Genomic DNA, 22823 nt, shown 5'->3' on the forward strand with positions numbered 1-22823 from the left:
AATTCTGCCTTCCGGAACGGATTGTGGGTTTTTCAGTACTTTTTCAAAAATTACTGAAAAAAGGAGGCGACGCGACCCGCCAGACTCCAAATGACAAAAGCCCCTGTTCGTCATAGACAAACAGGGGCTTCGGACAGATCAGAAAACAGCCTCTACGCAATAAGGCCGAGCGAACTCAAACCCTTATCGCCGGCGGCACATACTTGCACTCATACCGCTTCCTCACCGTGCCGTTCTCATCGACGCTTTCCAGGTAGACGTCGAACTGCCACAAGCGCGCCATGTGCTTGAGCACTTCATCGCTATCGCCGGACAGATGCCGGTTGTCGCTCATGAAATGCCGCAGCGTCAGGCTCCGGTCACCACGCGTATTCACCGCCCAAACCTGAATATTCGGCTCCCGATGGTGCATGTCGTACTGCCGCGACAACGCCTGACGCACGTACTGATAGCCGCTGTCGTCGTGAATCGCGGACACTTCGAGCGCATCACGCATGTCGTCGTCGAGCACCGAGAACAGACGCATCTCGCGGATCAGATGCGGAGACAGATACTGCGCGACGAAACTCTCGTCCTTGAAGTTGCGCATCGCGTAGTGCATCGCCTGCAGCCACGGACTGCCGGCCAGCTCGGGGAACCATTTGCGGTCCTCCTCCGTTGGCGATTCGCAGATCCGGCGGATGTCGCTCATCATCGAAAAGCCGAGCGCATACGGGTTGATGCCGCTGTAGTACGGTTTCGTGACCGGCGGCTGGTAGACCACATTGCTGTGCGAATGGAGAAACTCCATCATGAAACCGTCTTCCAGCTTGCCCTGGGCATACATCGTATTGAGCAAGGTGTAGTGCCAGAACGTCGCCCAGCCTTCGTTCATGACCTGGGTTTGCCGCTGCGGATAGAAATACTGGCCGACCTTGCGCACGATGCGGATCACTTCCCGCTCCCACGGCTCGAGCAGCGGTGCGTTCTTCTCCGCGAAATACAGCAGGTTTTCCTGCGGCTCGGGCGGATAACGCTCCTCGATTTCCTCCGGCAACGGCGTATGCCGGGTCGGCAAGGTGCGCCACAGTTCGTTGACCTGCGATTGCAGATAAGCCTCACGTTCGCGACGCGCCGCAAACTCCTTTTCCAGCGACAGTTTCTGCGGACGTTTGTAACGGTCCACGCCGTAATTCATCAACGCATGGCACGAGTCGAGCAGCTCCTCCACCCGGTCGAGCCCGAAGCGCTCTTCGCACTCCGCGATGTAATTCTTCGCGTAGACGAGGTAATCGATGATCGCGTGTGCATCTGTCCACAGCCTGAACAGATAGTTGCCCTTGAAGAAAGAATTGTGGCCATAGGCCGCGTGCGCGATGACGAGCGCCTGCATCGTCATCGTGTTCTCTTCCATCAGATACGCGATACAAGGGTTCGAATTGATGACGATCTCGTACGCGAGCCCCATCTGCCCGCGACGGTAGCTTTTTTCGGTAGAGAGAAAGTGTTTGCCGAACGACCAGTGACGGTAGTTCACCGGCATGCCGACGGACGCGTAAGCGTCCATCATCTGTTCGGCGCTGATGAGTTCGAGCTGGATCGGATACACGTCGAGTTCATATTGCTCTGCAACACGGGCAATATGCGAGTCGTACTCTTCGATCAATTCGAAGGTCCAGTCGGACGGGCACGGCAGAGGCCGTCTATCGGCTACGTTCATACGGACTTCCCTTTGCCCCTCAGTGGGCGTTCCGGTGTGTCCCCGTGCTGCAGCGGCGTCGACTGCTCCGGCTGCGGCGGCTCCCGTATCGTCCGCCTTCGCCTCGGCATGCCCCGACTTTTGCTGCTGCGGCACGCCTTTTCCGCGCGCCGGCTGATCGCCGCGCGCTTCGTTGGGCAGGTGCTTTGCCGTCATGAAGACGCCACCTGCTTTTCAAACAACTCCCGAAACACCGGATAAATGTCAGCCGCGGTCTCGACCTTCTTCATCGCCATGTGCGGCTGGCTCAGCGCCAACTGTGCATATTCGAGCCACAGGTTCTGCTCTTCCGGCGTCACCTGGATATACGCAAAATAGCGCACCTTCTCCAGGATGTCATCCGAAAGTATCTTGCGGCACTTGGGCGAATCGTCGGTCCAATTGTCGCCGTCAGACGCCTGAGCGCCGTAAATATTCCATTCAGTCGGCGAATAGCGCTCGTCCATCACCTTCTGCATCAGCTCCAGCGCGCTCGACACCACCGTGCCGCCGCTTTCCGTCGAATGAAAGAACGTGTCTTCATCGACCTCTTCAGCGCGGGTGTGGTGGCGAATGAACACCACCTCGATCTTTTCGTAGTTACGCTTGAGGAACAGATACAGCAGGATGAAAAAGCGCTTGGCGAGATCCTTGCGCTGCTCGTCCATGGAACCGGACACATCCATCAGACAGAACATTACCGCCTGGCTGGACGGCGTAGGCTGCTTCACCCGGTTCACGTAGCGCAGATCGAACGGATCGATAAACGGAATGCGCCAGATGCGCCCGCGCAAATGGTGGATTTCCTCTTCGAGCAGTTTGATCTCGTCGCGACGGTCGTCCGGATCGGCCTTCATCACTTCGAGTTGCCGTTCCATCTCGTGCAACTGATTGACGAGCGGCGCACCAAGCGCAATCCGGCGGCCGAGCGCGCTGCGCAGCGAACGGACCACGTCGATATTGTTTGGCGTGCCTTCGGCCGCCCAGCCGGCGCGGATGCTTTTCCACGTGGGCACGGCCATCAGATGGGTTTTGACGAGACGCGGCAGTTCAAGGTCGTCGAAGAAATACTGCATGAATTCTTCGCGGCTCAACTCGAACACGAAGTCGTCCTGACCCTCGCCCTCGTTGCTCGCCTGGTTGCCCCCGCCTCCGCCGCCGCCCCCTTGCGGGCGCTGGATCTTGTCGCCGCGGATGTAGTCGGAATTGCCCGGATGCACCATTTCCCGCTTGCCGCCGGGGCCATGCCGGAACGACGGTTCCGCAATGTCCTTGCGTGGGATGGTGATGCTCTGGGTGTTCTGAATATCCTTGATGCTGCGATCGCGAACCGCTTCCGAGACAGCGCGACGAATGTAGTTTTTAACGCGGCGCAAAAAACGCTCGCGGTTTGCAATGCTCTTGTTCTTACCAGCTAACCTGCGGTCGATGATTTGATGAAGCACGCCCGGTCTCCAGTATCGACCGGAGTTGGCGCTTTAGCGCTTACTCCGGTCCTATGCAGTCGCAATTTCCGCTGCGCGAGACGTACGTTGCAATAGGCATGTCGGCAAACGCAACGCTATGTCCATGCAACTTGCGGCTCGCAAGGTGCCCGCGCGGTCAGACCGCGCGGGCGGCACGCAGTGCGTATCATGACGACTTGCGCACGCGCAGATACCAATCACACAGCAAGCGCACCTGCTTCGGCGTATAGCCCTTCGTCACCATGCGGTTGACGAAGTCTTCGTGCTTGCGCTGCTCTTCCGCCGAACCCTTGGCGTTGAACGAGATCACCGGCAACAGCTCTTCCGTGTTCGAGAACATCTTCTTTTCGATCACGACGCGCAGCTTCTCGTAGCTGATCCACGCGGGATTCTTCCCCGCGTTCGCTGCCCGCGCACGCAGCACGAAGTTCACGATCTCGTTGCGGAAGTCCTTCGGGTTGCTGATGCCCGCAGGTTTCTCGATCTTCTCCAGTTCGGCGTTCAGCGCCGCGCGGTCGAAACTCTCGCCGGTGTCGTGGTCGCGGAACTCCTGATCCTGAATCCAGAAGTCCGCATACGTCACGTAGCGATCGAAAATATTCTGACCATACTCGGAATACGACTCCAGATACGCGGTCTGAATCTCCTTACCGATAAACTCGGCATAGCGCGACGCCAGCACGTCCTTGATGAACGACAGATACTTCTGCTCGGTTTCCGGTGGGAACTGCTCGCGCTCGATCTGCTGTTCGAGCACGTACATCAGATGCACCGGGTTCGCCGCGACTTCCGTCGAATCGAAGTTGAATACGCGTGACAGGATCTTGAACGCGAAGCGCGTCGACACACCGGTCATCCCTTCATCCACGCCCGCGAAATCGCGGTACTCCTGATACGACTTCGCCTTCGGATCGGTGTCCTTGAGATTCTCGCCGTCGTACACCTGCATCTTCGAGAACAGGCTGGAATTTTCCGGCTCCTGCAAGCGCGTGAGCACCGACATCTGCGCCATCATCTTCAACGTACCTGGCGCGCATATCGCACTGGCCAGCGACGAATTGCGCAGCAGCTTCTCGTAGATCTTGACCTCTTCGCCATAGCGCAAGCAGTACGGCACCTTCACGACGAAGATCCGGTCGAGCAGTGCTTCGTTGTTGCGGTTATTGCGGAACGCCTTCCATTCCGACTCGTTCGAGTGGGCGAGGATCACGCCATCGAACGGGATTGCACCGAAGCCTTCCGTGCCCTTGAAGTTGCCTTCCTGAGTCGCGGTAAGCAGCGGGTGCAAGACCTTGATCGGCGCCTTGAACATTTCGACGAACTCGAGCAAGCCCTGGTTCGCAAGGCACAGGCCACCAGAGTAGCTATATGCGTCCGCATCGTCCTGCGCGTACTGTTCGAGTTTGCGGATATCGACCTTGCCGACCAGCGACGAAATATCCTGATTGTTTTCGTCACCAGGCTCCGTCTTGGCGATACCGATCTGACGAAGGATCGATGGGTAGCGTCGCACCACGCGGAATTTGCGGATGTCGCCGTTGTATTCGTGCAGGCGTTTCACCGCCCACGGGCTCAGAATGTTTTTCAGGTAGCGGCGTGGAATACCGTATTGCTCTTCGAGGATCGGACCGTCCTCGTCGTAATCGAACAGACCGAGAGGCGACTCGTTCACGGGCGAGCCCTTGATCGAGTAGAACGGCACGCGTTCCATGAGTTGCTTCAGACGTTCCGCGATCGACGATTTACCGCCGCCGACCGGTCCCAACAGATACAGAATCTGTTTCTTTTCTTCGAGCCCCTGGGCCGAGTGCCGGAAGTAGGCGACCACCTGCTCGATCACCTCTTCCATTCCGTAGAACTCACGGAATGCGGGGTATACCTTGATGACCTTGTTCGCGAAGATACGCGACATGCGCGGATCGTTGCGAGTGTCGATCTGTTCTGGTTCACCGATTGCCGTCAACATGCGTTCGCCAGCCGTAGCGTACGCGGCGGGATTGTCTTTGCAGAGCGCGAGATACTCCTCGAGCGAGAGTTCATCTTCTCGCGTTTTCTCGAAGCGGGTCGCGAAACTGCTGTAGATATCCATGCTACCTCCTCGCCGAAGTCTAGACCGATGTCGTGCGCGGCGCGCTATTCGGAAACGACATCGCTCGAATTCATCCTAAACCCTTTTAAATTTTTTTTCACGAACTACGTTGCGAAAATCGCGCCGTACCCGCCTCCCAACATTCCTCACTTGGAAACACAGATTCGCTCACCTACAATCTTCCGCTCACATCACAGCGAATGTGCAGCGATTGCCGGCTCATGTTACTGCCGCTCCTGCGCCCTCTGCTCGCCATACTGACCAGCACTGACCAGCACGGTTCGCCATGCTCCGTTACACGAATCGTCTCGTTCATCGAACGATCCCACTGCTCTACCGGACAGCCTGTCTGCATGCGCACACTTTCGTGCATCGAGCACGGACGTCATGCGTTTTCTGTGCCCGGGACCTTTTTTCATCAACGCGCGGCTTCGCTGTTTGGTCTACAGCGACATGCGCAGTGTTACATGTTCGTTCGCCGTGATCACCTGCGACGCGCTTCACCGACGCAGCGTCAAGCGGTTCGTCAACGCGACGGCTGTATTGTTCCGCACTATTTCGCATGAAGTGCGGTGTGTTGCCGCTGCTTGCTGCCCATGCCTGCCTCGCGTATTAACCGCGTCGGCGACATGGTTAGCCGCGTGTATAACTGGATCACGGCAGCGCATCGGGCCACTTCATAGGTGTATACGGCTAAGCGTGCAGTGCAGATGCGCCGGCAAATGTAAAACGGCCGCCCGCGGGCAGCCGTTTGCGTGATGCTTCGTAATCAGCGGTTACAAGCGGCCCCTCACACGCGCGCCGTTACAAGTACGCGATGACTCGCTCAGGTCAGTTCAATCTCCACTTCCCCAAGGCCGTCGATGTGGCCGCGCACGATGCCCGCCTTGTCCACATTGTGCGCACCGACGTACGAACCGGTGGTGATCGTCCATTCCGGCTCGATGGTGATGCCCATGGCGGCGCAATGGTTGACGAACCACACCAGCAGTTCACGCGGATCGCCGGCCGGATTACCCGTGGCTTCGGGCACCAGCGAGTTGCCGTCGAAACTCAGCTCGAGCTCCGGCGATACGAAATCGAAGCTGCGCGCAAGACCCGCATAGGCAACCGGACGACCGGTGATCAAGGCGCCGTTGTTCTGTGCGTCGGCCAGTTGTGCGAGCGGCGCGACATTGGGCCACTCGGCAAAGCGGCTATCGACGATCTCGATGGTCGGCAGCACCACGCCGACCTTCGACAGCACCTCATCGCGCGCATAAGCCCGGCCGCGCGGTTCGATCGCCTCGGCGAAACGGAAGGCGACCTCCAGCTCCACCAACACCCGGAAAAAGCCGGTATGGGCCACCCGCGCGGGCGACGGCAGCACCAGCGAAGCCGGAATCGGCGCGCCCGCGGCGGCCCCGCCCGGCGCTCTGGCGCCGATCTTCCACGCACCGGTCGAGTCGCCGAGGCCCACGATCACGGCCTGCTGGATCGCGTACGCGGTTGCTGCGTCAGGCGGCAGGCTGTCGAGTGGGGGCGCATCGATCGGGCGATGCTGCCGGCGGGCTTCGACGAGGCGGTGCGCGAGGTCGTATTGCGTCATGTCGGTCCTTTATGGCTGGCGCGTTGAGCGTTGGGTTGCCGCGCTGAGTTGCAGCAGTTGGGAAAAGCGGGCTCACGGTCCGCGCGTTGACTGCCTTTGGCGGCGATTTGCCGATACAAGCGGTAGTCGCGCCCGTCAATGTACCGGATCATGACGCTTGCCAGGGTGTCGACAACGCATGTGAACGTTACTTAGTGCGCAGACCATGAAAAAAGACCGCGGTTGCATGCGCAATCGCGGTCTTTATCGTCATGCGGCCGATCCGCACAAGCGCCGTTCCGTCTGATGCATCATCGGGAACGAATGTTGCAACGATCAGAAAGTTTCCCAATCCTGATCGCTTCCGGCGCTCGCCACTGCCCGTGCGGGTGCCTTCGTCGGCGCGGCGGCAGCCGGTGCCTGTGTCGCTGCGGGCGCAGCAGACGTCCTCGCTGCCGGGGTGGCTTGTGAAGCGGAATGTGACACGGCGTGTGACACCGCATGTGACACCGCATGTGGCGCTTTACGTGCCACCGCCGGGCGAACCGGCGCGGCCGCGCGCTTCGGCGCCGCGCTCACCGGCGCCTTGAAACCGCTTTCTTCGAGTTGGAACACCGCGACCGCCGAACGCAGTTTGCCGGCCTGATCTTCGAGCGAAGACGCTGCCGCAGCGGCTTCTTCGACCAGCGCGGCGTTCTGCTGCGTCACCTCGTCCATCTGCGTGACCGCGCGCGCGACCTGGTCGATGCCGCTGCTTTGCTCTTCCGAGGCCGCCGCGATCTCGCCCATGATGTCGGTCACGCGCTGCACCGCACCGATGATCTCGGTCATGGTGCGGCCGGCTTCGTCGACCAGCGCCGAGCCGGACTGCACGCGCTCCACCGAGGTGTCGATCAGTTCCTTGATTTCCTTGGCCGCCGCCGACGAGCGCTGCGCGAGGCTGCGCACTTCGCCTGCCACCACCGCGAACCCGCGCCCTTCTTCGCCGGCCCGCGCCGCTTCCACGGCCGCATTCAGGGCCAGGATGTTGGTCTGGAACGCAATCCCTTCGATGATCGAGATGATGTCGGCAATCTTCGCCGAGCTCTGATTGATGTCGCCCATCGTGCCGACCACCTGGCCGACCACCGCGCTGCCCTTGTTGGCAATCTCGGACGCATTGGCCGCCAGCGAGCTCGCCTGGCGGGCGTTGTCGGCGTTCTGCTTGACCGTGCCGGTCAGCTCTTCCATGCTCGACGCGGTTTCCTGCAACGCCGACGCCTGCTCTTCCGTTCGCGAGGACAGGTCGATATTGCCGGCCGCGATCTCGCGCGTGGCCGTCGCAATCGATTCACTGCCGCTGCGCACCGTACGCACCGTTTCGGTGAGACTGCGCTGCATCTTGGCGATACCTTCCAGCAGTTGCCCCATTTCGTCGCGCGAGGTGACCACGACGGGGCGGCGCAGATCGCCGGCGGAGATCGCGTCGAAATGACCGAGGGCGGCCTCGAGCGGGCGGGCAATCGCGCGGCTGAGCGTCAGGTAGGACAGCACGGCGGCGAGCACGCCGACGAGCAGTGCGCCAACGCTCACCATACGGAACACTTCGAAACTGCTTTGCGCGGAGTCGTAACCTTGCTTGGCCGATTCGAACTGGAACTTGCGCAGCGCGTCGTCCGCCGTGGAGAGGTCGTTGTATGCCACCTGCAGGCGCTTGGCGCCGTCGACAACCTTGCCTTGGTCGTTCGCCGTAATGATTGCCGCAAACGACTCCAATTGCTGATGCAGTGCATCGCGCCTGGCGATCACGTCCTGCGCGAGACGGTCTTCACCGGTGTCGCGCGGCAGGTCCATATATTTTTTCCACCACATGTCGGACGCCGCGCGCATCGCACGCGCACGTTCGATCGTCGAGGCCACCTCCGGCGTGCCCATCATGAACGCGGCCCGGTCGAGCGCCAGCCGCTCGCGCGCGGCAAACAACTCGGCGTTGCCGATATTGACCGCGCTCGGCATTGCGTTGGCGAACGTATCCTTGTAAGCGTCGTTCGAACGGCTCATGCCGAACAAACCGAAAACGCCGATGGCGACCAGCAGCGCGGCGAGGAAAGCCATCGTGAGGCCAATCCGCGCCTTGATCGTGATGCCTTTGTTCAACATGCTCGTTCCTGTACTTAACAAATAAGAGGCTGCGTGCGCAGCGCGGGGTAGCGTGTGGCTCTGCGTACATGGCGCTGATCTGAGGCGGCGCTCTAATAGTTTTGTTTACGGCACCTGATCGGCATACTTGAAGGATTTATATGGTATGAAGAAAGACGTTGTAAACAATTGGAAGAAATTACAAAACACTGACAGGCCGTGTCTGTGCGGCGCTCGCACGGCGTTTTGGGCATTCGGGGAATTGCATTCACGCGGCGCGAAAGCGCCGAACGCGGATAGGCGAAACGGATTCAGACGGGGTTTAAAGCGGGACTTTCGATCCGGGACCTTGGGCGCGCAATGGCGCGCTCGAAGACGGGTGGGAAGCGCTTAAGTCCGGGTCGGCGCTCAACTCTCGCGCGCGATTCAGCAGCCCGCAAAAAGCCGCATGGAAGACCGGCCGCGAAGCCTTCCGGCTCACGCCCGGGAACACGACAAGCGATATCAGGCCGCCATATCGCGTCTCGCCAAGCCGGCCCATGTTGCGGTCGATTCGCGCACGATCAGGCGCGGCGACACGACACGCCGGCGACCCAGCGCTCGCGGACTGCCCGACGAGGTACCCGCAATGCGTTCGATCAGCGTCTGCGCGGCCATATCGCCGAGCGCGCGGACTGACTGCCCGACTGTCGAGAGCGCCGGATAGGTGAATCGTCCCAGTTCGATATCGTCGAATCCGATGATCGAGCAATCGCGCGGCACGCTGATATTGCGCTCCGCCGCGGCGCGCAACGCGCCGATGCCCATCATGTCGTTGCCGGCAAAAATCGCCGACGGCTTCACGGTGTCGAACAGTTGTCCCGCCGCGCGATGACCGCCCATTCCCGAAAAATCGCTTTCGACAATGGCCCCGGCCGGAATCTCGATACCGCGTTCGGTCATGGCGCGGATGAAACCGTGTACCCGCATGGCGCTCACGGCCGTCTTGACAGGCCCGGTGATGCAGCCGATCCGCACGTGTCCCAGCTCGAGCAGATGACGCGTCGCAAGATAGCCGCCCTTCTCGTGGTCGATCTGCACCAGATCCGCGTTCACGCCCTCGATATTGCGGTCCACGACGACCAGCGGCTCGCGGGCGTCGGCAAGCGCCTGCGCCAGCACCGCGTCGTCGCCCGCGGAGGCGACGATCAGTCCGTCGATACGCTTTTCCTGCAGAACACGCAGATAGTTACGCTGCTTGGCCGGATCGTCGTCGGAATTGCAGAAGAACAGACAGTAACCGTTGCGCGAGCAACCATCCTCGATACCACGCGCCATCTCCGCGAAATACGGGTTCGTACTGTTCGGCACCACCAGACCGATCGTCGCCGTCGCCCGCGCCTTGAGCGAGCGAGCCACCGCCGACGGTACATAGTGAAGCTGACGGATCGCGTGTTCGACCTTCGCGCGCACGTCGGCCGACACCGGCCGTGAGTTGTTCACCACGTGCGATACCGTCGTGAACGACACGCCTGCCACGGCCGCTACATCCTTGATCGTCGCCATAACCTGTTGCTCTCCTGCCTGTTGTTCCCGCCGGCCACGCCATCTGGCGACCCACCGGACGTCTTCCTCGAAGACAGACCACACCCATGAACACTTGTTCTTTGCCGCACCGATTGGTGATCGCGCTGAACGTCTCGCACGTCAGAAAGGCGACCCAGCAGCGAGAACAGCGCGATCATCGCCAGTAGCTCACCGGCGAGGCCCCAGGTAATTCGAAAAGCCGAGCCACGTGTCGGCAGACTTGTCGCTTACCTCTGGATTTAACGGCGGCGCAGGAGGTTTCTTGAGCGTTTATTGAATTGACGCGGGTTCGCGCGCCTTTTGTCATGCATTCCGCATGCAGCGGCGTAAGCGCGAACCCGCGTGCTTCGGCGTGTTGCGGTGCTTCTTGTGGTGCTTCTTGCGGTGCGTATTTCGGCACCTACTGCCCGACGCTTACCTGGTCACGAGGTCGCACGGCGTTTCCACCACGCCGGACAGCTGCGACTGCTTCTTGTGCTCGCTGATCGCCTTCAGCGCGGTGTCGATACCGAACACGGCCTGCTTGGCGGCGTACTGGTCGGCGGTGGCGAGCACGCGACCGTCCTTGAGCATCGGCTTGATCGCGTTGATGTTGTCGTAGCCGACCACCAGCACCTTGCCCTGCTTGCCGGCCGCGCGCACGGCCGAGACCGCGCCGATCGCCATGTTGTCGTTGCCGGCGAGGAGCGCCTTCAGGTTCGGATACTCATTGAGCATGGCCGACGCCACCGCGTTGCCCTTGTCGATTTCCCATTCGCCCGACTGCACCGACACGACCTTTGCACCGGCGGTCTGCATGGCGTCCTTGAAGCCCGCGGTGCGCTGCTGCGCGTTGGTGGTGGTCGACACGCCTTCGATAATGCCGACCTCATCGCCCGCCTTCAGCTTTTTGGCCAGATAGTCGCCGACCTTCTGCGCGCCCTTGCGGTTATCCGGACCGACGAACGGCACGTTCAGGTCTTTCGACTTGAGCACGTCCGGGTCGAGCCGGTTGTCGATATTCACGACGATGATGCCCGCGTCGATGGCCTTCTTGACGACCGGCACCAGCGCCTTCGAATCAGCCGGTGCCAGCACGATCGCATCGACCTTCGAGACGATCATCTGTTCGACGATGCGGATCTGGTTCGCCGTGTCGGTTTCGTCCTTGATGCCGTTGGTGATCAGGTCGAACTGCGAGGCATTGTGTTTCTGATAGTCCTTCGCGCCGGTTTCCATGGTCAGGAAGAACTCGTTGGCGAGCGACTTCATCACCAGCGCGACCTTCGGCTTATGAGCGGGCGTGGATTGCGCGTAAGCAGAGGAAAACGGAAAAGCGGCGGTAGCGGTGACGAGAACAGCGGCCGCCAGCATGCGGCGGCGAATGCGATGGCTCATGCCAATCTCCAGGGTTTGTTGGGCTCGCGGCGAGCCGTATTTTTAGTAGTGCGCAAACGTTTGCGAGGCCTATTCTCAGCGTGCCATTTCCGCAGTGTCAACGATTCGCAGTGTTGCGGTGCGTCGGCTCGCAGAAAATGCGTCGATGCGATGCGCTCGATGGCGTCGGCGCGGTGCGGCGAACAGGCGCACCGGCAGGCTGTGTTCTGGCAACGGTTCCTCGCTCAGTCTGTGCATGGCGGATTCACCGCCAGCTGCAAGCTTAGCGGCCGGCGGGCCGCCTATGCTGGACTTTTATTGCGCACGGTGCAAGCGGGAAACCACGCGGGGCGATGGGCTGGCGGCGCGTCAGAGCCAGCCGGACTTGCGAAAGCGCCAGTACAGGATCAGATCCACGATCACCATCACGGCAAGACAGATTGGATAGCCGAACTTGTAATGCAACTCCGGGATGGTCTCGAAGTTCATCCCGTAGATACCGGCGATCATGGTCGGCACGGCGAACAATGCGGCAAACGAGCCGAGCCGCTTGGTCACCTCGTTTTCGACCAGCGAGATCATCCCCAGATTGACCTGCACCGCGGTCACAACCAGTTCGCGCCGGCCATCGATGATCCTGACGATCCGATCGAGATGGTCGTAGACGTCACGGAAATAGGCTTGCATGCCGCCGCAGACGCTCGGAATCCGGCCGCCCGTCAATTTGCCGACCGCCTCCTGAAGCGGCGCGATGTGATGCTGCAGGATCACGAGCCGGCGTTTCAGCGAATACAGATCCTCAATGATTGCCCGTGATGCCACCGAATTGTTGCGCTCGAAAATGCGGTCCTCGAGTGCTTCGATCTCGTTGTTCATCGTCTCGAGGATCGGAAAATAACGATCGACAATGTCGTCCATTAGCGCATACAGCACGAATGCCGAGCCCTCCTTGAGCAATTCCGGCTCGCGCTCGCAACGGGCGCGAACATTCTGGAACCCGGTGCGCGTACCGCGGCGCACCGACAGCACATAGTTGTGTCCCACGAATACATCGACCTCGCCGATCAGCAGTTCACCCGCTTCGTCCATTTCCACCGTATGTATGACGGCGAATAGCGACTCGCCGTACTCCTCGATTTTCGGACGCTGATGGCCGTTTTGCGCATCTTCGATCGCAAGTTCGTGCAGACCGAACTCGTGCTGCATCACAGCCAGTTCTTCCGGCTCCGGGTCTTTCAGCGCAACCCAGACGAAGCACTCGGGCCGCGCCACATAGTCGCTGATGCTATCGATATCGATATCGGCCAGCTTCCGGCCGTCCTGATAGGCGGCGCAATTGATTAGCATGTTGGATTACCTTGAAAACGGAACAGACCGGCCGGCTTCGCACCATGCGTAAGCCCGGTGGCGAATCTGAGTGAACGAATACACGACAGCCGACATGTTAAGGGCTCTGCATGACTGTCATGTATCCAATTGTTAAATGATCAGACTGGAAACGTCGTTAACGCTTACGTAGGGCCGCGGGTGCGGTTCGACACCGTTCAACACGCTCTCGCGCCGCAATCCCGCGCTTGTCAGACCCTCCCCTGCGTTATTGCGCAACCCGGCGCAAAGCGATGCCGTGATCGTCGTCGAAGGTAACCGAGGCACGGTTTGTATAGCGTGTATCGGCCGTGACCGTAAAGCGCATTTCCACGACCGGATCGAATTGCGTGGAGACGCCGATGCGATGCACGCCCGGGCTTAGATAGAAGACCACATGTTCACCGTTCATCAGATCGGTGACCTGCTCGCCGTCGATATACACCAGCGCATCGCGAAACCGGACGATAACGTCGCGGGAACGTTCGCGCCGCACGTCCACGGCGACCAGCCCGGTTCCGGGCTCCGTATAACCGGGCTGGACGATGCGCGCCTGCGGCACCTCCTTGAACGGGACGGGCTCGGCAGGTGTCGAGGCGCAACCGGCGAGCGACGCGATAGCCAGCGCAAGCAGCGCGGCTTTGCAGTGGAAGTGCGGACGCATCGGCATGCTGGGTCTCCCGTGTTGTTGGTGGTGTTGCTCTTGTTATAGGCGCATTGTGCGATCCTGGCCGAACGGCCAACTGTCTTTGCGCCCTCTTGCGCGCTGCTGCGTTCTTCTTCATGATCGCTGCAAAGTGCTGCGCTGTGGGTGCCGCGCGCTGCGGATTTACCCTCGGATCCGCCGCATGCTACCTTTATCTGCCAGCATGTTTGCTTCTCTGTACCGGCTATACGTAGAGCCTCACCGGCAGCCTCGCCGGACACACGATCAAGGAGACCGCGATGTGGTATTTCACCTGGATTCTCGGCATTGGCGTGGCATTGGGCTTCGGCATCATCAATGTGATGTGGCTGGAGGCCAGCGGCAAATTCGCGCGTGACCCGCAGCACGCCGGCACCCCGGCCGCGGCACCCGAGGACACGTCTTCGTGACCCACCTGGTTTTCTTCTGCGGTCACGCCGGCACCGGCAAAACCACCCTGGCGAAGAAGCTGATCGGCCCGCTGATGCAGGCGAGCGCGACGCCCTTCTGCCTGCTCGACAAAGATACGCTGTTCGGCGGCTACAGCGCGGCCGCCATGGCCATGCTGACCGGCGATCCGAACGACCGCGACAGCCCGCTTTTTCTGCAACACCTGCGCGATCCCGAGTATCGCGGCCTGCTCGATACCGCCCGCGACAATCTTGAGCTCGGCATCAGCGCGCTGGTGGTCGGGCCGCTCTCGCGCGAAGTGCGCGAGCGGCGCCTCTTCGATCGCGCCTGGCTTGGTATCGGCGCGGACGTGACACTGCGGGTCGTATGGGTCTACACGTCGGAAGAGATGGCGCATCAGCGCATCGTCGCGCGCGGCAATCCGAACGATGCCTACAAACTCGCGCACTGGGACGAGTATCGGCAGCGCCGCTTCGTGCCGAGCGGCGATATTTGCGAAGACCTGTTGATGTTCGACAACACCGCCCCAACCCGCGCGGATTACGAAGCGTTGCTCGCACGCCTCGTGGGCGAGCCGCCTGCGCCGCCGGCGATGCTGCCGCCGCTGCCTGTGTAGCAGCCCATGTCACAGCCAGTGCAACTGCGTGCATAGCACCGGCGTTTCAAACGAAAAACGCCCCGCATAACGGGGCGTTTTTCAAGCGGCCTTCTACGAGACCTGCTTCGTTGCTCGCGGCAATCACTACCGCGTCGTCGCACGGCCCTCGGTATTGAGCCTCTTTTGCTACCTCAACGCGACAATCGCGGCTTACACCGTTGCCATCGCATCCAGCGACTGCCCTTCGTACAACTGGCCAAAGCGGTTCGCGAGGAAGTCGCGCAGCGACACCTGTTCCTGACGCACGAAACCGCTTTGCGGCAGCTTCTGCTCACGGAACAGATCGAGCACCGCGCACATCGCGCCGGCCGTGGTGATCTGAATGGCGCTCATCGGCACGCCGCACACGGTCTTCGCGAAGATCTTGCGGGTGAAGACTTCCTGCACCAGTTGACCGTCACGCATACCGCTCACAGTGATGAACACCAGCACGACGTCTTGCGCGGTCGCGGGCACCGAGCGGCGCATGATGGTCTTGAGCGTATCGCGGTCGCTCGAAAGACGCAGGTCTTCCAGCAGGAACTGCATCAGGTTGCGGTGGCCCGGATAACGCACCGACTTGTAGTCCAGCGATTCGACGCGGCCCGCCAGCGTTTCGCATAGCGTACCCAGCCCGCCGGACGTATTGAAGGCTTCGTATTCGGTACCGTCGAGAGAGAAGTGCTCGAGGCCTTCCAGCGGCTGCACCCACTGCGTCCGGCTGTCGCGAATCGCTTCGCACGGCTGGCAGTACTCGTTGATCAGACCGTCGACGCTCCACGTCAGGTTGTACTTCAGCGCGTTGGTCGGGAACTCCGGCAGCGCGCCGACGCGCATTTTCACGTCGCGGATTTCGGTGAAACGGTTCGCCAGTTCATGCGCGGCGATGCCGATGAAACCCGGTGCGAGACCGCATTGCGGCATGAAGGCGTGATCGGCGTCGTCGGCGATTGCACGAATCGCGCTGGTGGCGCGCACGTCTTCGGTCAGATCGAAGTAATGGACGCCCGCGCCCTTGGCGGCCGAGGCCACGTTCACCGCCAGGTAATACGGCAGTGCGTTGATGAGCGCGTCAAAGCCCTGAATGGCGGCTCGCAGTGCGGCGGCATCGGCGGAATCGACACGGCGGGTCGGGATACCCTGGGCGGCGAGCTTATCGAGCGCATGCTGATCGCGGTCGAATGCGACGACGTCGTAATCGCCCGTTTCGCGCAACATATGGGCGATGGTGTGACCGATCAAACCTGCGCCAACGATGGCTACTTTCATGCGCTTCTCCTTGTTCTGTGTATGCTGTCTCCAGCTTGGGAAGTGCGCTGCGCTAAGGCGCTGCGCCCGGCGGGCTGAACCCTTGAGACACAGTTTAGGGAGAAGCAAAAACAGTTCATACGCGCAAAGTGCTGCGCTATGACCATGAATTTCGACGTTATGACGACGTGATTAGTCGATATGTCGAAAACATGTCAAAACGGCGTAAAAATCTGGCCGTAGGATCACACCATGCCGCGGTCGATCTTGCGCGCAAGAATGATCGACGTGGTGGTTCGCTCCACCCCTTCCAGGCCGCCGATCTCGTCGAGCAGATCGTTGAGGCGGTCGGGCGAATCGGCGCGCAGCCACGCGACGTAGTCGAACTCGCCGCTCACCGCGCATAGCAGTTGTACCTCGGGCATCTTGCCGAGACGTTTCTGCACGGCCGGCCCGTACTTCGGCGCGATGATGATGCCGACGTACGCCTGGATGCTCGAGTCGAGTACGTCCTGGCCGAGCCTCACGCTATAGCCGCCAATCACGTTGCTGCGCTCGAGCCTGGCGATCCGGGCGATCACAGTGGTACGCGCCACATCCAGTTGACGCGCGAGGTTGGCGACGCTCTCACGGGCGTTGGCTTGCAGCAGCGCAACGAGGTTGCGGTCGAGATCGTCGAGTTGGTCGAGGCGCGGAGGTCTCATCGGGGGCGAAGGAAGTTGGTCGGTTGTGAAGGATTATCGCGCGTCCTGGGCATCGGGCGGCAGGCAGAGGAACCCCGAGCCATGCGTGACGCAATGATGAACGGCTAACAACGAGCGCGAAACGGGAAACGAAGCCTGGCAAGCGGCACGATCACGCCCCGAACCGCTCGATCACGAAATCGATGAAGCTGGTGAGCTTGGGCGTGGCGCGGCGGTCGCGTGAGTAAAGCAGATGGACGGGCGCGCCCTCCGGCAGATAGTCCTCCAGCACCGACACCAGTTCGCCACTGGCGATCTCCCTCGCAAGCAGCGCCTCCGGCTGCAACACCAGCCCGAAGCCACGCAATGCCGCAACCTTCAGCGCCTGGCCGTTGTTCGCCCGGAACCGTCCGGCGCGCAGCTGGTTTTCGTCCGCGTCCTCGCCGCCTAGCCGCCACAAGCCCTCACGGCCCCAATGCAGAAAGCCGAGGCATTCGTGCTGCACGAGATCGGCCGGCGTACGCGGTGTGCCGGCCCGCGCCAGATACGCCGGCGACGCGCACGCGCGCATCCGGTAAGGCTTCAACGGCCGCGCGACGAAACTGGAATCCGGCAAGCGGCCGATGCGCACCGACGCATCGAAGCCCTCTTCCACTAGGTCAATCACACGATTCGACAGATCCAGTTCGAGGCTCACGTCCGGCCACGCACTCAGGTAGTCGGTCATCGCCGGGGCAAAGACCTCGACGCCGTAGGTCAGCGGCACCGTCACTTTCAGCACCCCGCGCGGCGCGGCCGCCATGGCCTCGGCGAGCGACTCCGCCGCCTTGACGTCGGCCAGAATGCGCCGGCACTGCTCGTAGTATTGACGGCCGATTTCGGTCAGGCTCTGACGGCGCGTGGTACGCGTCAGAAGCCGCGTCGCGAGCCGCGTTTCAAGCGAGCGGATGTGCTTGCCCACCATCGCCGACGAAATGTCAAAACGCTCGGCAGCCGCCGTGAGACTGCCCGCCTCGACCACCGCAACGAAGATTTCCATGCTGACGAATTTGTCCACCCGCTATTTCCTGTTCGTTTCGGTTGTAAGCGTTTGTCGCACTGCAGCCGCATTGTAGGGATATCGTGATACTAATAGCGGCGACGGCGAAGTGGGCAGCCGGTCGCCTTGCGTCGCTATGCGAACGCGCGTTGGGCCGCTCGCCATGCTCGCCTTGTCATAATTCGAACAGACATCAGGAGTTTCGATGAAAAAAGCACTCGTAATGCTGGCCACCGCAGTCGCCATGAGCGGCGCATTCGCACAAACTTCCGCACCGGCCTCGGCACCGACGGGCACCCCGGCTTCGGCGCCGGCCGCCAAAGCAGGCCACGAGCGCAATGTCGAAGACCGCATCGCCTATCTGCACACGCAATTGAAGATCACGCCGGCGCAGGAATCGCAATGGAACGCGTTCGCCGATGTCATGCGCGGCAATGGCGAGACGATGGGGCAGTTGTTCCAGCAGCGCAAGGCCAACACGAATCTGTCGGCGATCGACGACATGAAGCAATACGCCACGATCGCGCAAGCGCATGCGGACGGCATGAAGAAACTGGTCGATGCGTTCGATCCGCTGTACAGCAGCTTCTCGCCTGAGCAGAAGAAACTTGCCGACGTGACGTTCCATCAGGGCGGTCCTGAAGGCGGCCATCGTCACCAGGGCAAGGGCGGCGCCAAGAAGGCACCGGCCGCTGCGGAATGATGCGACTCTGAAGCCGTAAGAAATTAGTTACGTTACACGGTTGATGGCGCGCGGCGCGGGTTTCCGCGCTGCGCGCAGTTCTATTGCCCTTGGCAAAAGAACCCGATCTTCAAATGCATCTGGCATGATTGCGAGTATGCAGCGTCGGGACGCAAGGTCCTGGCCAGGCTGTTCATCTCTCCACATCCACTCGCTTCATGACCGAACTCAAAAATCTCGATCTGAGTCAAGATGACGACGCCCAGCGCGTCGTCAAAAACGAAACCGTGCGCGTTGAATTTGCTGCTGCCGAAGGCGAACTGATGAGCCTGGAAGGCCCGAACCGCTATGCCCGCGGCGACGCGCTGATCACCGGATCGACCGGCGACCGCTGGGTCGTCTCACGTGAACGTTTCGATGCCAAATACCTGCCGGAAGACGCCGCGCTCGCTCACGGCGAAGCGGGCGCATACCGTAACCGTCCCGCTGTCGTGCTGGCAAAGCAGATGAATGAAGCGTTTTCACTGGCACGTTCAGCGAGTGGCGGCGACGTGCTGCACGGCGCGGCCGGCGACTGGATCATGCAGTACGCCCCCGGCGACTACGGCGTGGTGCAGGCCGCCCGCTTCGCGAAGGTTTATCGGCTCGCGGACTGAGTCACAGCCTATGAGTCACAGCCTATGATTCACTGCCGCTGAATCGTGGCCGGCTGGGCGCGAAAAGGCCGCCTTCTACCCAATGGCCCGGCTGTCTCGAGCCAATCGCTTCAGGCAAACTCGTCGCCGAGATCCACCGTCACATCGCGCGGCACCGCGTCGCCGTTCGCGTACTGTTCTTCAAGCGAGCCAATACTCGCTTCGACATATGCCCGTAACACGGCGAAACTCCGGCCTCGCAGCCGCGCCGGCAAGGCACGATAACGCGCCAACGCCGTCGGCGCGATCAGCACGGTCATCACAATCCGGCGCGCGGTCGAACCGAAACGCATGGCAACCCAGTGAATCGCCAGCGTCGGCGTGCCGTCTTCGCCCGCACGCTGGATGAACTGCGTCTGCTCGGGAAACAGATCGCTGATAACGCGCGCCAATTCCTCGAACTCGGGATTCGCGCAGTCGTATTGGTAAGCTTCTTCCATGAAGTGTGCCGAAAGGATGAGCCTGAACTGCGTACCGCAAGGGTACGCCGAAAGTTAGAAAATCACGGATGGCTACTGTAACAAGCGGCCAACAACAGACTCACGCGACAAGCGCCGGGCGACGGAACGCTCTGAACAACAAGCCCGCGACGATCACCGCCCCCACCGCATACACGCCGTCCACGGCAGCGAGCGGCACGAGCTGCGCCTGGAACAACGTAGCCGGCACGTCGACCAGCGCGTGCAGGACAATCGCGAGCGGCAGGATGCCGCGCCAGCCAGCCCGCAACCCACGCCACATCAGCACCGACAAGCCGATCTGGAACACCAGCGCGGCCACACGTTCGAGCGCGAAAATGCCGGCCGTCTGCGGCGTCAGGCTGGCGAGAATCAGGTGGATGCGCATCACCGAGTCGGTCGGCAGATTGCTCAGGTAGCCGTCCAGCTCGCCGCGGTTTTCGAAGATGGCGAACAGGATCCATTGAATCTGCACCAGCACGCCAACCAGCCACGCTTCAGCGCCGCCGTGGCCGAGGCCATAGGTCAGCGCCGTGCCGTCGCCCGTGCCCGCAGCGGACTTCGCTGCCGCGCGCTTGAGCAGCAGCCGCATCCCGATGAACCGCCCCACTTCCTCGCAGATACCCGCCGCCAGCGCGCCATACACCACGAAGGCCACCGGATTGGACAGGAAGGTGGCGGTCGCTTCGTTCCGATGCAGCACGTAGTCGTTCAGCGCGCGCTCGATCACCATCGCGAACAGCGCGAACACGGCGATGCCGGTGATCGCGTCGCGGGGGTTCAGCGCGAGCGGCCGACGCAAACGGCGGTAGATCAGGAACGGTAAAGCGGCGATGAACAGCGTCGCGACGGCGAGGCTCGAGAGGGTAAGCGGTGCAACAACCATGGGTTTCCTTGCGATAACCGGCGCGCACCCGCTGCGCGCCGCAGCCCGAATGATCGCAGATCAGCGCGAAGTCAGCGCAAAGTCAGCGCAAAGTTGAGGCGCGGACGATCAATTCGCCTGGCAGGAGGCAGTCGCGCGCGGTGGCCTGAACCCCTTCGATGCGCTCGTGGAGGAACTCGACCGCGCGATAGCCGATCTCGTAGGTCGGCTGGCGGATCGCGGTGATACCCGTCAATTCGGCCCATTCGGGATCGTCGATCGACAGCAGCGCGACGCGCGCCTGCCAATCCGCGCCGTAGCGCGCTTTCAAATGGAGAGCGAGGCACAGCGCGACGGGCGCGTTGGCCGCGAACAAGGCGATGCGGCTGGCTTTGCCACCGGTGCGAACTGTGACGCTGCTTGTCGCGTTACCTGTCACGCTGGCCACGGCATCGCCAAGGCCGCCATCCGCGTCAATTGCGCGGTCCAGTTCGGCAAGAGCGCGCTCGACGGCTGCCGGCTCCGCAAGATTCAGCACCAGCGTATGCCCACCCGCGCCGCCCACGCCGCTTATCACCTCGCGAAACGCCGCCTCGCGCAGTTGCCGTGAACTGACTTGCTCGAAAGGCTGGACGACAAACCAGATATCGTCGAACCCATTGTCGAGCAGATGCCGCGTGCCGAGCTCGGCCGCCGCCCGGTTGTCCAGCCCAACCATGTCGGCGACGAGCCCATCCACCGAACGGTCGACCAGCACCGCCGGAATCCCGCCGCCGCCCACCGGCCGCAGGGTTTCCTCGCGCACGCCGAGTGCGTTGACGATCACGCCTTCCACGCGATACGTGGTCAGCAGTTGCAGATAGCGCCGCTCCATTTCGACTTCGTTGGCCGCGTGGCAGATCAGCGGCATCAGCCCAAGCGCATGGCAAGCGGCTTCCACCCCTTGAAGCACTTCGACGGAATACGGGTTGGTCAGGTCGGCGAGCAGCATGCCGATCAGGCGATTGCGGCCACGCTTGAGGCCGCGCGCCATCTGGTTCGGCTGATAGTTGAGACGCTCGATAGCCGCCTCGATGCGCGAGCGCAATTCCGGCGACAGCACGCTCATCTCGCCATTCAGATAGCGCGAGATGCTGGTCTTGCCCGTGCCGGCTTCGCGCGCGACGTCCGTAATCGTCGCGCGGCGCGGGGCGGCAAGCGGCGTCGTGCTCATTTCTTCAGCACTTCACGGTTGACGATATTAGTCGCGAGCGTACCGTCAAGCGCGGCAACGAGGTTTTCCGCTGCGTTAAGCGCCATCGCATGGCGGGTCTCGTGCGTCGCCGAGCCGATGTGCGGCAACGCGACCACGTTGGCCATTTTCAGCAGCGGCGAATCAGCCGGCAGCGGCTCGGTCTCGAACACGTCCAGACCCGCACCGTGAATCGTGGCGTTTTGCAGAGCTTCGATCAGCGCCTGTTCATCGACCGTGGCGCCGCGCGATGCGTTGATCAGAATCGCGCTCTTCTTCATCGACTTGAATTCGGCCGCGCCGATCATGTGCTTCGTCTCGGGCGTGAGCGGCACTTGCAGGCAGACGAAGTCAGCGGTGGCGAGCAACTCCGCCAACTCGACGCGGCGCGCGCCGTATGCCTGTTCTGCCTGCGCATTCGCGCTGCGATTCGTGTACAGCACCTTCATGTTGAAACCGAGCGCCGCGCGCCGCGCAACCGCGCCGCCGATCCGGCCCAGCCCGACGATGCCGAGCGTCTTGCCCTGCACGTCGACACCGAAATGTGCCGGCCCGATGCTTTGCTTCCACTCGCCCGCCTTCACCCAATCCGCGAGCTCGACCACGCGCCGCGCCGACGCGAGGATCAGCGAGAACACCGTATCCGCCGTGGACTCGGTCAACACGTCCGGCGTGTGCGCGAGCACGATGCCGCGGCGCGTGAGGTCGGCAACATCGAACTGATCGAAACCCACCGAGATGGTCGACAAGGCCTTCAGCCTGCTTGCGCCTTCGAGCATCGCCGGCGTGATTTTCACGCTCGAACCGATGCCGCCGTCCGCGTCCTTCAATGCGGCGACGAATGTGTCGTGCTGCGCAGGATCGACCTGCACGACTTCCGCATGCTGTTGCAGATACGCGAGCACATCCTCGGGCAGCGATTTCCAGGCGACGATCTTTTTCATC

General features: G+C 61.5%; 19 protein-coding genes and 1 pseudogene. 4 read left to right on the forward strand and 16 right to left on the reverse strand.

Annotated features, from left to right (window positions below):
* Positions 1–175: 175 nt before the first annotated feature.
* The 9 genes from M0D66_RS30995 to M0D66_RS31035 form a co-directional block, all read right to left on the reverse strand.
* Complete coding sequence (locus M0D66_RS30995; RefSeq protein WP_200621706.1) at positions 176–1894, reverse strand: SpoVR family protein; 1719 nt, start codon at positions 1892–1894, stop codon at positions 176–178.
* The gene (locus M0D66_RS31000; RefSeq protein WP_054039600.1) at positions 1891–3162 is read right to left on the reverse strand and encodes a YeaH/YhbH family protein; all 1272 of its coding nucleotides are present in this window, start codon (positions 3160–3162) and stop codon (positions 1891–1893) included. Before M0D66_RS31000 ends, M0D66_RS30995 begins: the two co-directional genes overlap by 4 nt.
* 187 nt (positions 3163–3349) lie before the next feature.
* Positions 3350–5272: a PrkA family serine protein kinase gene (locus M0D66_RS31005; protein WP_054039598.1), complete on the reverse strand. Its 1923-nt coding sequence runs from the start codon at positions 5270–5272 to the stop codon at positions 3350–3352.
* A gap of 826 nt (positions 5273–6098) precedes the next feature.
* Positions 6099–6860, reverse strand: a complete 762-nt coding sequence (locus M0D66_RS31010) for a hydratase (protein WP_211707467.1) — start codon at positions 6858–6860, stop codon at positions 6099–6101.
* A 315-nt stretch (positions 6861–7175) separates the two neighbouring features.
* Positions 7176–8978 (reverse strand): methyl-accepting chemotaxis protein, encoded by a 1803-nt coding sequence (locus M0D66_RS31015; protein WP_211707468.1) that lies wholly within the window; start codon positions 8976–8978, stop codon positions 7176–7178.
* Between the two features lie 483 nt (positions 8979–9461).
* On the reverse strand, positions 9462–10502 hold the full coding sequence (locus tag M0D66_RS31020) for a LacI family DNA-binding transcriptional regulator (protein ID WP_093644957.1): 1041 nt from the start codon (positions 10500–10502) through the stop codon (positions 9462–9464).
* Positions 10503–10937: 435 nt separating this feature from the next.
* On the reverse strand, positions 10938–11900 hold the full coding sequence (locus M0D66_RS31025; RefSeq protein ID WP_211707469.1) for a sugar ABC transporter substrate-binding protein: 963 nt from the start codon (positions 11898–11900) through the stop codon (positions 10938–10940).
* A 348-nt stretch (positions 11901–12248) separates the two neighbouring features.
* Positions 12249–13226 (reverse strand): magnesium/cobalt transporter CorA, encoded by a 978-nt coding sequence (gene corA, locus M0D66_RS31030; protein ID WP_093644961.1) that lies wholly within the window; start codon positions 13224–13226, stop codon positions 12249–12251.
* A gap of 247 nt (positions 13227–13473) precedes the next feature.
* The gene (locus tag M0D66_RS31035) at positions 13474–13914 is read right to left on the reverse strand and encodes a hypothetical protein (RefSeq protein ID WP_211701320.1); all 441 of its coding nucleotides are present in this window, start codon (positions 13912–13914) and stop codon (positions 13474–13476) included.
* Positions 13915–14189: 275 nt separating this feature from the next.
* On the opposite strand from M0D66_RS31035, the gene cydX reads away from it, so the two are divergent.
* On the forward strand, positions 14190–14339 hold the full coding sequence (cydX, locus tag M0D66_RS31040) for a cytochrome bd-I oxidase subunit CydX (RefSeq protein WP_093645038.1): 150 nt from the start codon (positions 14190–14192) through the stop codon (positions 14337–14339).
* Positions 14336–14956, forward strand: a complete 621-nt coding sequence (locus tag M0D66_RS31045; protein WP_211708996.1) for an ATP-binding protein — start codon at positions 14336–14338, stop codon at positions 14954–14956. The genes cydX and M0D66_RS31045 overlap by 4 nt, the downstream gene beginning before the upstream one ends.
* A gap of 192 nt (positions 14957–15148) precedes the next feature.
* On the opposite strand, the gene M0D66_RS31050 is transcribed toward M0D66_RS31045, so the two are convergent.
* The 3 genes from M0D66_RS31050 to M0D66_RS31060 all read right to left on the reverse strand — a co-directional run bounded on the left by M0D66_RS31050 (position 15149) and on the right by M0D66_RS31060 (position 17965).
* Entirely contained in the window at positions 15149–16246 is a 1098-nt protein-coding gene (locus M0D66_RS31050; protein ID WP_093644967.1) for a saccharopine dehydrogenase family protein, read from the reverse strand.
* A gap of 224 nt (positions 16247–16470) precedes the next feature.
* Entirely contained in the window at positions 16471–16929 is a 459-nt protein-coding gene (locus M0D66_RS31055) for an Lrp/AsnC family transcriptional regulator (RefSeq protein ID WP_054039581.1), read from the reverse strand.
* A gap of 151 nt (positions 16930–17080) precedes the next feature.
* Complete coding sequence (locus M0D66_RS31060) at positions 17081–17965, reverse strand: LysR substrate-binding domain-containing protein (RefSeq protein WP_200621325.1); 885 nt, start codon at positions 17963–17965, stop codon at positions 17081–17083.
* A 187-nt stretch (positions 17966–18152) separates the two neighbouring features.
* On the opposite strand from M0D66_RS31060, the pseudogene M0D66_RS31065 reads away from it, so the two are divergent.
* Both M0D66_RS31065 and M0D66_RS31070 read left to right on the forward strand, forming a co-directional pair.
* Positions 18153–18669 (forward strand): annotated as a pseudogene (locus M0D66_RS31065) (Spy/CpxP family protein refolding chaperone).
* Between the two features lie 178 nt (positions 18670–18847).
* Positions 18848–19285, forward strand: a complete 438-nt coding sequence (locus tag M0D66_RS31070) for a PGDYG domain-containing protein (RefSeq protein ID WP_200621327.1) — start codon at positions 18848–18850, stop codon at positions 19283–19285.
* Between the two features lie 110 nt (positions 19286–19395).
* On the opposite strand, the gene M0D66_RS31075 is transcribed toward M0D66_RS31070, so the two are convergent.
* From M0D66_RS31075 to M0D66_RS31090, 4 genes are all read right to left on the reverse strand, one after another.
* Complete coding sequence (locus M0D66_RS31075) at positions 19396–19764, reverse strand: DUF3022 domain-containing protein (protein ID WP_093644975.1); 369 nt, start codon at positions 19762–19764, stop codon at positions 19396–19398.
* Between the two features lie 100 nt (positions 19765–19864).
* Positions 19865–20668, reverse strand: coding sequence for a YhfC family intramembrane metalloprotease (locus M0D66_RS31080; RefSeq protein WP_266212464.1), 804 nt, complete (start codon positions 20666–20668; stop codon positions 19865–19867).
* Between the two features lie 82 nt (positions 20669–20750).
* Positions 20751–21860: a LacI family DNA-binding transcriptional regulator gene (locus M0D66_RS31085; protein ID WP_211708994.1), complete on the reverse strand. Its 1110-nt coding sequence runs from the start codon at positions 21858–21860 to the stop codon at positions 20751–20753.
* Positions 21857–22822, reverse strand: a complete 966-nt coding sequence (locus tag M0D66_RS31090; protein WP_211708993.1) for a D-glycerate dehydrogenase — start codon at positions 22820–22822, stop codon at positions 21857–21859. Before M0D66_RS31090 ends, M0D66_RS31085 begins: the two co-directional genes overlap by 4 nt.
* Position 22823 lies beyond the last annotated feature (1 nt).

Origin of the sequence: Paraburkholderia sp. SECH2, from assembly GCF_030464795.1 — a bacterium.
In the GTDB taxonomy this organism is placed as follows: Bacteria; Pseudomonadota; Gammaproteobacteria; order Burkholderiales; family Burkholderiaceae; genus Paraburkholderia; species Paraburkholderia aspalathi.

Bases quoted from the DNA above. Each gene is read 5' to 3' on its own strand.
- corA (WP_093644961.1), bottom strand. From the start codon at position 13,226: ATGCTAATCAATTGCGCCGCCTATCAGGACGGCCGGAAGCTGGCCGAT.
- M0D66_RS31050 (WP_093644967.1), bottom strand. From the start codon at position 16,246: ATGAAAGTAGCCATCGTTGGCGCAGGTTTGATCGGTCACACCATCGCC.
- M0D66_RS31015 (WP_211707468.1), bottom strand. From the start codon at position 8,978: ATGTTGAACAAAGGCATCACGATCAAGGCGCGGATTGGCCTCACGATG.
- M0D66_RS30995 (WP_200621706.1), bottom strand. From the start codon at position 1,894: ATGACGGCAAAGCACCTGCCCAACGAAGCGCGCGGCGATCAGCCGGCG.
- M0D66_RS31025 (WP_211707469.1), bottom strand. From the start codon at position 11,900: ATGAGCCATCGCATTCGCCGCCGCATGCTGGCGGCCGCTGTTCTCGTC.
- M0D66_RS31020 (WP_093644957.1), bottom strand. From the start codon at position 10,502: ATGGCGACGATCAAGGATGTAGCGGCCGTGGCAGGCGTGTCGTTCACG.
- M0D66_RS31085 (WP_211708994.1), bottom strand. From the start codon at position 21,860: ATGAGCACGACGCCGCTTGCCGCCCCGCGCCGCGCGACGATTACGGAC.
- M0D66_RS31035 (WP_211701320.1), bottom strand. From the start codon at position 13,914: ATGCCGATGCGTCCGCACTTCCACTGCAAAGCCGCGCTGCTTGCGCTG.
- M0D66_RS31055 (WP_054039581.1), bottom strand. From the start codon at position 16,929: ATGAGACCTCCGCGCCTCGACCAACTCGACGATCTCGACCGCAACCTC.
- M0D66_RS31010 (WP_211707467.1), bottom strand. From the start codon at position 6,860: ATGACGCAATACGACCTCGCGCACCGCCTCGTCGAAGCCCGCCGGCAG.
- cydX (WP_093645038.1), top strand. From the start codon at position 14,190: ATGTGGTATTTCACCTGGATTCTCGGCATTGGCGTGGCATTGGGCTTC.
- M0D66_RS31070 (WP_200621327.1), top strand. From the start codon at position 18,848: ATGACCGAACTCAAAAATCTCGATCTGAGTCAAGATGACGACGCCCAG.
- M0D66_RS31075 (WP_093644975.1), bottom strand. From the start codon at position 19,764: ATGGAAGAAGCTTACCAATACGACTGCGCGAATCCCGAGTTCGAGGAA.
- M0D66_RS31080 (WP_266212464.1), bottom strand. From the start codon at position 20,668: ATGGTTGTTGCACCGCTTACCCTCTCGAGCCTCGCCGTCGCGACGCTG.
- M0D66_RS31090 (WP_211708993.1), bottom strand. From the start codon at position 22,822: ATGAAAAAGATCGTCGCCTGGAAATCGCTGCCCGAGGATGTGCTCGCG.
- M0D66_RS31005 (WP_054039598.1), bottom strand. From the start codon at position 5,272: ATGGATATCTACAGCAGTTTCGCGACCCGCTTCGAGAAAACGCGAGAA.